At 73.6% G+C, this 9,966-nt stretch carries 10 protein-coding genes; 7 read left to right on the plus strand and 3 right to left on the minus strand.

The genetic code is table 11. The annotated features are described in order from the left end of the window. Window positions 1-223: 223 nt before the first annotated feature. The 6 genes from AB0C78_RS49985 (at window position 224) to sigJ (ending at window position 6,577) form a co-directional block, all read left to right on the plus strand. Complete coding sequence (locus tag AB0C78_RS49985) at window positions 224-1,030, plus strand: YdcF family protein (protein ID WP_360762679.1); 807 nt, start codon at window positions 224-226, stop codon at window positions 1,028-1,030. Window positions 1,031-1,115: 85 nt separating this feature from the next. Further along, the gene (locus AB0C78_RS49990) at window positions 1,116-2,411 is read left to right on the plus strand and encodes a deoxyguanosinetriphosphate triphosphohydrolase (RefSeq protein ID WP_360762681.1); all 1,296 of its coding nucleotides are present in this window, start codon (window positions 1,116-1,118) and stop codon (window positions 2,409-2,411) included. Window positions 2,412-2,544: 133 nt separating this feature from the next. Further along, window positions 2,545-3,774 carry an FAD-dependent oxidoreductase gene (locus AB0C78_RS49995; protein WP_360762684.1) on the plus strand — a complete coding sequence of 410 codons (1,230 nt, stop codon included), beginning with the start codon at window positions 2,545-2,547 and terminating at the stop codon, window positions 3,772-3,774. Between the two features lie 71 nt (window positions 3,775-3,845). Then, a complete protein-coding gene (locus tag AB0C78_RS50000) occupies window positions 3,846-5,138 on the plus strand; it encodes an MFS transporter (RefSeq protein ID WP_360762687.1) in 1,293 nt (430 codons plus the stop codon). Between the two features lie 112 nt (window positions 5,139-5,250). After that, window positions 5,251-5,703, plus strand: a complete 453-nt coding sequence (locus tag AB0C78_RS50005; protein ID WP_360762704.1) for a GtrA family protein — start codon at window positions 5,251-5,253, stop codon at window positions 5,701-5,703. A gap of 1 nt (window position 5,704) precedes the next feature. Further along, the gene (gene sigJ / locus AB0C78_RS50010) at window positions 5,705-6,577 is read left to right on the plus strand and encodes an RNA polymerase sigma factor SigJ (RefSeq protein WP_360762690.1); all 873 of its coding nucleotides are present in this window, start codon (window positions 5,705-5,707) and stop codon (window positions 6,575-6,577) included. A 7-nt stretch (window positions 6,578-6,584) separates the two neighbouring features. On the opposite strand, the gene AB0C78_RS50015 is transcribed toward sigJ, so the two are convergent. Then, the gene (locus tag AB0C78_RS50015) at window positions 6,585-7,439 is read right to left on the minus strand and encodes an isocitrate lyase/phosphoenolpyruvate mutase family protein (protein WP_360762693.1); all 855 of its coding nucleotides are present in this window, start codon (window positions 7,437-7,439) and stop codon (window positions 6,585-6,587) included. 128 nt (window positions 7,440-7,567) lie between these two features. Between AB0C78_RS50015 and AB0C78_RS50020 the strand changes: the two genes are divergently transcribed. Continuing rightward, the gene (locus tag AB0C78_RS50020; RefSeq protein ID WP_360762696.1) at window positions 7,568-8,008 is read left to right on the plus strand and encodes a carboxymuconolactone decarboxylase family protein; all 441 of its coding nucleotides are present in this window, start codon (window positions 7,568-7,570) and stop codon (window positions 8,006-8,008) included. Window positions 8,009-8,068: 60 nt separating this feature from the next. On the opposite strand, the gene AB0C78_RS50025 is transcribed toward AB0C78_RS50020, so the two are convergent. After that, window positions 8,069-8,938 (minus strand): LLM class F420-dependent oxidoreductase, encoded by an 870-nt coding sequence (locus tag AB0C78_RS50025; protein ID WP_360762699.1) that lies wholly within the window; start codon window positions 8,936-8,938, stop codon window positions 8,069-8,071. Window positions 8,939-9,362: 424 nt separating this feature from the next. Further along, complete coding sequence (locus AB0C78_RS50030) at window positions 9,363-9,566, minus strand: hypothetical protein (protein WP_360762702.1); 204 nt, start codon at window positions 9,564-9,566, stop codon at window positions 9,363-9,365. Between the last annotated feature and the right edge of the window lie 400 nt (window positions 9,567-9,966).

The following is a 9,966-nucleotide window of genomic DNA, read 5'->3' on the forward strand; positions in this document are numbered from 1 at the left end:
GTATGTTATCTCGTCTCCTGCCCTCATCGTGGCGCCGCGGGGGGGCGGGGGCCCCCCCCCCCGCCGCCCCCCCCCGGCCCCCCCCCCCCCGCCCCCGCCCCCCCCCCCCGGAACGGTGCGTCCGGAACCGGGCGTCCGAAACGGGGAAATGTGGGGCGTGCAACACGCCGGACCTGCGAACCTCCGGCGCCCGCCGGACCATCTCACTAACGTGTCCAGAGCGATGACGTTGGAAGTGGAGTTGCCGGACCACGACCCGGACGAGCCGGAGCAGACCGACGAGCGCCCGCGCGGCCGGAAGAGGCGCGGACGGCGCAGGAGGCCGCTCTGGTTCACGGTCCCGGTGACCGTGCTGTGCGCCCTCGTCGCCATCGTCGTGCTGACCCCGCTGACCGTCGGCGCCCGCGTCTGGTACCAGGCCCGGCAGGACGAGCGGCCCCGCTCCGACGCGATCATCGTGCTCGGCGCCGCGCAGTACAACGGGGTGCCGTCCCCGACGCTGCGGTGGCGCCTGCAGCACGCCCTCGACCTGTACCGCGACAAGGTCGCGCCCGCGATCGTCACCGTCGGCGGCAAGGCGCCCGGCGACGCCTACACCGAGGCCGAGTCCGGGCGCCGCTGGTTGATCGAGAAGGGCGGCGTGCCCGCGTCCAAGGTCGTCGCGGTGCCGGTCGGACGCGACACCCTGGAGAGCATGAAGGCGGTCGGCAAGGCCTACAAGGCGCGGCACTGGACGTCCGGCGTGATCGTCACCGACCCGTGGCACGCGCTGCGCTCCAAGCGGATGGCCGAGGACAGCGGGATCAAGGCGGCCGCGTCGCCGACCCACAGCGGCCCGAGCGTGCAGACCCGCGACACCCAGTTCCACTACATCGTGCGGGAGACCGGCGGGTACCTGTCGTACGTGCTGCTCGGCAAGAGCGTGAAGACGCCGAGCGAGACCATCAAGATCATCCACGGGGACCCGACCGCGACGGTGTCGCCGAGCCCGCCGGCCGGCGCGACCCCGGGCGGCGCGCCGACCCGCTGACGTTCGGCGCCGGAGCCGGGCCCCAGCGAACGTCCGCGGCGGTCCGCCTGCTTACCCGCCCTTCGCCCGCTTACTCTGGAAGGACATGACCCAGAACCCGTCACGCACCGGACGCTCGGAAGGGTCCGGATACTCCGGCACCGACAAGCTGCGCTGGGCGCCCGAGCCCCCCAAGCGCCGCGACCGTACGGCGTTCGAACGCGACCGCGCCCGCGTGCTGCACAGCGCCGCCCTCCGCCGCCTCGCCGCCAAGACCCAGGTCGCCTCGCCCGGCGCGGACGCCGCCGCCGACACCGTCCAGAGCCTGCGCACCCGCCTCACCCATTCGCTGGAGTGCGCGCAGGTCGGCCGCGAGCTCGGCAAGTCCCTCGGCTGCGACCCCGACCTCGTCGAGGCCGCGTGCCTCTCGCACGACATCGGGCACCCCCCGTTCGGCCACAACGGCGAGTCCGCGCTGGACATCGTCGCCCGCGACTGCGGCGGCTTCGAGGGCAACGCGCAGAGCCTGCGCGTCCTGACCCGGCTGGAGCCCAAGTCGTTCGCCCCCGACGGCCCGCCCCTGTACGGCCGCAGCGTCGGCCTCAACCTGACCCGCGCCGCCCTCGACGCGGCGATGAAGTACCCGTGGACACAGGAGCAGGCCGTCAACGGCAAGTTCGGCGTGTACGCCGACGACGTGGACGTCGCCGACTGGGTCCGCGAGGGCGCCCCGCCCGGCCGGACCTGCTTCGAGGCCCAGGTCATGGACTGGAGCGACGACGTCGCCTACTCCGTCCACGACCTGGAGGACGCGCTCGTCGCCGGGCACGTCGACTTCGCGCGGCTCGCCGACCCGTCCGAGCGGCGGCTCGTCGCCGCCACCGCCGCCAAGCTGTACTGCGCCGACGCCGGCCTGGACGAGCTGGAGGAGCGGTTCGCCGCGCTGCTCGCCGAGCCGTACTGGCCCGACCGCTACGACGGCACGCCGCGCAGCCTCGCCGCGCTCAAGAACCTCACCAGCACGCTGATCGGCCGGTTCTGCCTGGCCGCCGAGACCGCCACCCGCGCCGCCCACGGCGACCGGCCGCTCACCCGGTACGCCGCCGAGCTGATCGTGCCGCGCGAGCAGCGGCTGGAGAACGCGCTGCTCAAGGGCATCACCGCGCACTACGTGTGGATCAGCCACGAGGAGGTCAGGGCCCGCCAGCGCACGCTCATCACCGAGCTGGCCGAGATGATGCTCGCCGGCGCGCCCGCGTCCCTCGACCCGGGGTTCCGCGAGGCGTTCGTGGACGCCGAGGACGACGCGGCCCGGCTGCGCGCCGTCGTCGACCAGATCGCCTCGCTCACCGACCTGTCGGCGATCGCCCGCCACCGCCTCCTCGGCGGCCGCCCCCAGTAGCCCCCGCCCGGTGGGTTCTCGGCCCTGCCGGGCCCGGGTGCGTGCATTCCGCCCCGACGCGCCGAACAATGACCCTTGTCTCGTTACGGAGGCCGCTGTAGGGATAGCTACAAGTCATCTACAGGAGGTCGCCATGCCCGAGGAGACGTTCGTCATCGTCGGTGCCGGCCTTGCCGGAGCCAAGGCGGCGGAGACGCTCCGCGAGGAGGGCTTCGCGGGCCGTGTGCTACTGATCGGCGAGGAGATCGAGCGGCCGTACGAGCGGCCGCCGCTGTCCAAGGGGTTCCTGCTCGACAAGGAACCGCGCGACAAGGCGCACGTGCACGAGGCGGACTGGTACGACAAGCACGACGTGGAGCTGCGCGTCGGCGTCTCGGTCACGGCGATCGACCGGGCCGCGCACGAGGTGCGCCTGTCGACCAAGGAGCCGATCCGCTACACCAGGCTGCTGCTGGCGACCGGCGCGTCGCCCCGCCGCCTGGAGGTCCCCGGCTCCAAGCTCCAGGGCATCCACTACCTGCGCACCATGGCCGACTCGGCGGCGCTGAAGCAGGCGCTCGCGCACGGCGGCCGGCGCGTCGTCGTCGCCGGCGCCGGCTGGATCGGGCTGGAGGCGGCCGCCGCCGCCCGCGCGTACGGCAACGACGTCACGATCATCGAGCCGGAGCCGGCGCCGCTGCACGCCGCGCTCGGCCCCGAGCTCGGCCGCCTGTTCGCCGACCTGCACCACGAGCACGGCGTCGACGTGCGCCTCGACCAGGGCGTCGCCGGGTTCTGGGGCGCCGGGCAGGTGTCGGCCGTGGTCACCTCCGGCGGCGCCGAGGTCCCCGCGGACGTGGTCGTCGTCGGCATCGGCGTCCGGCCGAACGCGGGGCTCGCCGAGAAGGCGGGCCTGGAGGTCTCCGACGGGATCCTCGTCGACCAGTCGCTGCGCACCTCCGACCCCGACGTCTACGCCGCGGGCGACGTCGCGAACGCCTACAACCCGCTGCTCGGCCGCCGGGTCCGGGTGGAGCACTGGGCGAACGCGCTGAACGGCGGGCCCGCCGCCGCGCGCGCCATGCTCGGCCACGACGTCGTGTACGACCGCGTCCCGTACTTCTTCAGCGACCAGTACGACCTCGGTATGGAGATGTCGGGCGTCGCCGCGCCGGGGGAGTACGACAAGGTCGTCTACCGCGGCGACGTCGCCGCCCGCGAGTTCGTCGCGTTCTGGCTGAACGAGGGCCGGGTCGTCGGCGGGATGAACGTCAACGTGTGGGACGTGACCGGGGACGTGCAGGCGCTGATCCGCTCCGGGCGCCCGGTCGACGAGGCCCGGCTGGCCGATCCGGCGGTGCCGCTCGCCGATCTCGTGGCCTGACCCCGCCCTTCCGATCTTTGTCACCGGCGGGCCGTATCGAGCCGGACTGTAAGGCACGTACAGTCGGCCGGGTGGTGACGGAGGAGATCGCGGCGCCGCCGGTGCGGGCGCGCCTGGCGGTGACGGTGGCGTTCGTGGCGCACGGGCTGCTCGGCGCGGCGTGGGTGGCGCGCATCCCGCAGATCAAGGAGCATCTCGGGCTGAGCGCGGGCACGATGGGCGTCGCGCTGCTCGGCGCGCCGGTCGGGGTGGTCGCCGCGGTCCGGTTCGCCGGCTGGATCGTGCACCGCTGGGGCAGCCGCGCCACGACGGTCGCCGCCGGGACCGCGGGCGCGCTGTCGCTCGTCCCGCTCGGGCTGTCGTGGAACCTCGCGTCGCTGATCTGCTCCCTGGTGCTGATGGGCGGCTCGCTCGGCCTGATGGACGTGGCGATGAACGCCCAGGGCGTCGCGGTCGAGCGCGGCTACGGGCGCCCGCTGATGTCCGGCCTGCACGGGGCGTACAGCATCGGGACGCTGCTGTCGGCGCTGGTCGGGTCCGCGGCGGCGCACGCGGGCGTCCCGGTCCCGGTGCACCTGACGGTCGCGGCGGCGGTGCTGGTGCTGCTGCTCGCGACCGGCTGCCGCGACCTTATGGATCGTTCCATCGACGAACTCCCGGACCCGGCGGGCACCGCCCTCGATGGGGTCTCCGAAACGCCGGACGCGGTGGGTGCGGTGGGCTCGGCGGGTGCGGCGGGTGTGGCGGGTGCGGGTGCGGGTGCGGTGGGTGCGGCGGGTGCGGGGCCCGGGCGGCGGGGATCCGCGGCCCGGGCCGCCCGATGGCCGCTGATCATGCTCGGGGTCATCGGGCTCTGCTCGTTCGTCGGCGAGGGCGCCATGGCCGACTGGAGCGCCATCTACCTGCGGGAAAGCCTCGGCACCGGGCCCGGCACGGCCGGCCTCGGCTACGCCGGATGCGCCATCGCGATGACCGCCGGGCGGCTCGCCGGCGACCGCGTCGTCGCCCGTTTCGGGCCCGTCGCCGTGCTGCGGACCGGATCGCTGGTCGCGGCGGCCGGGCTCGCCCTGGGGCTGCTGCTCGGGAACCCGGTGGCCGCCGTGTCCGGTTTCACGCTCTTCGGGCTCGGCGTCGCCGTCGTGGCGCCCGTCACCTTCAGCGCCGCCGGGAACGTCCCCGGCGTCCCGGCCGCCGCCGGGATCTCCCGCGTCACCGGCGTCGGCTACCTCGGCCTCCTCGGCGGCCCGCCCGTCATCGGATTCGTCGCGCAGGGCGTCGGGCTCGCGTGGGCGCTCGCCGTCCCGGCCGCGCTCGCGGGGCTGATCGTCCTGCTGGCTCCGGCCACCGCCACCGCCGAACGCTGAGGCCCGCGCGCCCGGTCCGGCCGGGTTGGGGTGGGATGGGGCGGGACCGTTTTGGCGGGGTTGTGACGTCGTTATATGTACCGTTCAGGTAAGGTCTGGGCGAGTGAGCACCATGCAGCGGTCGAGACCGGCGAAAACGGTCTCCTCCGCACCGGCGTACCGGGCGTTCCTCCGCGAGCTGCTCAGCTTCGGAGCGGTCGGCTTCGTCGGCACCCTCATCATGATCTTCGGCGCCAACCTGATGCGCGCCTGGCTCGGCGGCAGCCCCGTGACCAGCGTCGCCGTGCCGACGGTCGTGTCCACGCTGAGCTCCTACCTGCTCAACCGCTACTGGACGTTCCGGCACCGCGACAGCGAGGGCACCGGCCGCGAGTTCGCGATCTTCTTCGCGCTGAACGGCATCGGGCTCGGCATCCAGATCCTGTGCACCGGGTTCACCTACTACAGCCTCGGGCTGCACGGCGGCATCGCCTACAACCTCGGCCTCCTCGCGGGCGTCGTCCTCGGCTCGGCGTTCCGCTACTGGTCGTACAAGAAGTGGGTCTTCACCACGGCGGCCGCCTGAATTGGGCCGTCTCGACGACGAGTGGGCGCTGCACCGGCCCGCGGTGTTCGGCGCCGCCTACCGGATCACCGGCAGCGCCGCCGACGCCGAGGACATCGCCCAGGACGTGTGGCTGCGAGCCACCGCCCGCGGACCCCTCGACGACGTCCGCGACCTGCGCGCCTGGCTGATCACCATCGCCGCCCGGCGCGCCTACGACGTGCTCGGCTCCGCGCGCGCCCGCCGCGTCGACTACGTCGGGCCCTGGCTGCCCGAACCGCTGCTGACCGGCCCCGACGCCGCCGAACCCGTGCTCGTCGACGAGACCGCCGGCACCGCGATGCTGCTCGTCCTGGAGGAGCTGTCGCCGCCCGAGCGGGTCGCGTTCGTGCTGCACCAGGCGTTCGGCGTGCCCTACGACGCGATCGCGGAGGTGCTCGGCAGGACGCCCGCCGCGTGCCGGCAGCTCGCGTCCCGGGCCCGCCGCAAGATCGCCGCGGCGTCCCCGGCCCGCCCCGCCGGCACCGCGGAGCGGGACCGGGTGCTGCGCGAGTTCCGCGCCGCCTACGAGCGCCGCGACGAGGCGGCCCTGCTCGCGCTGCTCGACCCGGACGCCACCTACACCACCGACGGCGGCGGCCACGTCTTCGCCGCCCGGAAGATCATCGAGGGGGCGGGGCGCGTCGCCACCGCGCTGCTGCGGGTCGCCGTCCGGCAGCGGTTCGCGCTCGTCCCCGCCGAGGTGAACGGGGAGGCCGCGCTGCTCGTCCGCAACGGGGCGGGGCGGCTCGCCGCCGTCGACACCGTCGAGGTCCGGGACGGGCGGATCGTCGCGGTCCGCCGCGTCCTGAACCCCGAGAAGCTCGCCGCCGCCCGCGCGGCCGTCGGCTGGTAGCCGGTCCTCAGCCGGTGGGGCGGCGCATCGCGCCGTCCAGTTCGAGAGGCGAGACGCTGCCGGCGGTCGCGTCCAGATCGCCGTCCTTCAGGAACGCCTCGGCCGCCCGCAGCGCCGCCGTGTAGGCCGCGCCCGCCAGCGCCGTCCCCACGCTGACGCGCCGGACTCCCGCCTCCGCCAGCATCGCCACCGTCGGGCCGCCCGCGAAGAACGACCCCGCGTTGACCGGGATCGGGACCGCGGCGGTCAGCGTCCGCAGCAGGCCCAGGTCCAGCAGGCCCGGGACGAACAGGCAGTCCGCGCCCGCCTCCGCGTACCTGCCCGCCCGCGCGATCACCTCGTCCAGCCGTCCCGCCGGGTCGCCGACCTGGTGGAAGAACACGTCGGTGCGCGCGTTCACCACCAGATCGGGCGCGCCCGCCCCCGCCGCCGCCGCACGGGCCGCGGCGATCCGCTCCGCCTGCGCCTCGGGGGAGTGCAGCGGGCTGCCCGCTGGGCCCGGCGAATCCTCCAGGTTGATCCCCACCGCCCCCGCGTCCACCACCGCCTCGACCGTCGCCGCGACGTCCCCCGGACCGGGACCGTACCCGCCCTCGACGTCCGCGGAGACCGGAACGTCCACCGCGCGGACGATCCGGCGGACCGCCGCCGCCATCGCGTCGCGGCCGAGCTGCTCGCCGTCCGGCCTGCCGAGCGCCCACGAGACCGCCGCGCTGGACGTCCCGATCGCGGACGCCCCCGCCCGCTCGATCACCGCCGCGCTGCACGCGTCCCACGCGTTCGGCAGGACCAACAGCCCCTCGTGGTAGGAGCGGAACAGCCGCGCCTTCTCATTGACCGTCATGTCCTGGATCGCCGTCATGCCGCCGAACCTAGGGCCGCGAATCGGCCCAGTAGAAGAGCCAATCCGGGCCCGTTCGATTGAGCCGATCCCGCCTGTCACACGCCCCGGGGGCGCGTCGTCTCCCTGGTGACGAAGGGAGAACGACCATGGCACGCATGCTCCTGCAGGAGGCGACCCCCGAGGTCTACCGGGGCTTCATGAAGATCGCCGGGCTCATCCACCGCGGGCCGCTGCCCCGGCCGACCCAGGAGCTCATCAAGATCCGCGCCTCCCAGCTCAACGGATGCGCCTTCTGCGTCGACCACCACATCCGGGACTTCCGGGCGCTCGGCGAACCCGAGGAACGCGTCCACCACCTGACGGTGTGGCGCGAATCGCCGCTCTACACCGAACCGGAGCGCGCCGCCCTCGCCTACACCGAGGCCGTCACCCGCCGGGAACCCGTCGGCGACGAGCTCTGGGAGACGCTCCGCAAGCACTACCCGGACGACCGCGAGCTCGGCGACCTCGCCGCCCTCGTGTCGCTGATCAACGCCCTCAACCTCTTCGGCGTCCCGCTGAAGCTCAGGCCGCCGGTCCGGGACTGAACCGCGGCCGCACGTCCCGCGCCCCGTCCCGGGCCCGCGCGGGACGTGCGGCTCCGCGGCTCAGCGCCCCGCCGGGACGATCTTCTCCGTCTGGCTCAACGCCTCCGCGAGGACGCCCGTCAGATCCTGGCCGGTGCCCTGCGAGAAGATCACCTCGTCCACGCCCTGCTCGGCGAGCCGCCCGACCGTGTCGACCGCCGCGCCGACCGACGGCGTCTCGGTGAAGAAGGTCAGCGACGTCTTCTCGATCTCCGCGTAGTCGCGCCCCTCCCGCTCGCAGTGCTCGCGCAGCACCTCCAGCTTCCGGGGCAGCTCCTCGCCGTCGAAGATGTTGCAGGCGTCCGCGTACTTGGCGACGAACCGCAGCGTCTTCTTCTCGCCCGTGCCGCCGATCAGGATCCGCGGATGCGGCCGCCGCAGCGCCGGCGGCGAGTTCAGCGGACGCTCCAGCCGGTAGTGCTCGCCCTCGAACGCCGACTCGTCGCCCTCCCACATCTGGTGCGCGATCCGCAGCGTCTCCTCCAGCCGCTCGAACCGCTCCGCCGTCGGCGGGAACCGCACCCCGAGGCCGCGCGACTCCTCCTCGTTCCACGCCGCGCCGATGCCGAGCCAGGCCCGCCCGCCGGACAGGACGTCCAGCGTCGTCACCGTCTTCACCAGGATGCCGGGATGCCGGTACGTCACGCCGGTGACCAGGGTGCCGAGCGTGATCCGCTCCGTCAGCGCCGCCGCGTACGCGAGGGCCGTGTAGCCCTCCAGCATCGGCTCGTCCGCCGGGCCGACCATGTCGATCTGGAAGAAGTGGTCCATCACCCACAGCGAGTGCAGCCCGCCCTGGTCCGCCTCCTTCGCGATGCGGGCGAACGTCGGGCCTATCTGCTCCGGCCCGCCGGGGAAGGTGAAGCTGGGCACCTGGAGTCCGATGCGCATGAAGGTTCCCTCGTTCTCTCGTGCTCGTCGCATTGCCTGCCAACGACTCTGCGACCTGGAGCGCACTCCAGGTCAAGTCCGGCGTCCGCTGCATACCCCGCCGGCATGAGGCCAGTCTCGGCCATCGAGCCCGTTCTGGTCGGGTTCCCGTCCAGGTGACGCAGCGCCGACCCTGGTCATCGAGCAGCACTCGAAACGGAACGGCACGCGGCAGCGGCGCACTCCACACCGCCGCGCCAAGCCCGCACAGCCCGCTCAACCCCGCCGCAGCGCTCGCCACATTCCCCACCACGGCAACCGCACCACCCCCACCGTGCAAGGCGACGCCCGCGTCACCGTCGCTGTCCTGGCGGCGACCGCGCCACCGTCTGTGCGCGGCGGCGACCGCACCGCCCCACTATGCGCGGCAGCGACCGCGCTACCCTCACGGTGTGTGGCGGCGATAGTCCGGAACGCCGCCGTGACCCAGCCCGACTACCGCACGGCCCATCTCGCCGTCGGTGACCCGCTCGTCCAGATCTCCGTCCGCCACCCAAGCGCGCAGCACCTCCGCAGTCCGCGCCCGCGTCGCCGGATCCCTTGCACCTTCCAGGCCGCCGATCCCCACCTTGACGAGCCCGGCCAGCATGGTGACCAGTGACCCTTTGAGTTGGATGATCGCCTCCGCCGCCTGCCGTGCGGTTTACCCAGGGGAGTGCGCGCGCTGCCGCGGCGGCTTGGCGGCGCCCGCGCTCAGTCAACGGCGCGTCGTGCAAGGCTCCGGCAGACTTGGCGACGACACTTTCGGACTCGGCATGGCCGCCGGGACATATCACTTCCAAGGCATCGTGCATTAAGGAATGGCAATCGATGTGAAGTGCTCTGGTCGGTGTGTGTGAGGTGGGGTGTGGTGGATTCGTGTGGGCGTACGGGGTGGTTCGAAGACGGTGTTCGGGGGAATCGCAAGAGGGGTGTTCGGGTGGTGGGGTGGCGCTTGCGTACGGGGCCGCCCCTCCAAAGTCAAGGGCGCCTTCGGCGTCGCTTCGCGA

This window comes from Actinomadura sp. NPDC048394, from assembly GCF_040651755.1.
Lineage (GTDB): Bacteria > Actinomycetota > Actinomycetes > Streptosporangiales > Streptosporangiaceae > Spirillospora > Spirillospora montaniterrae.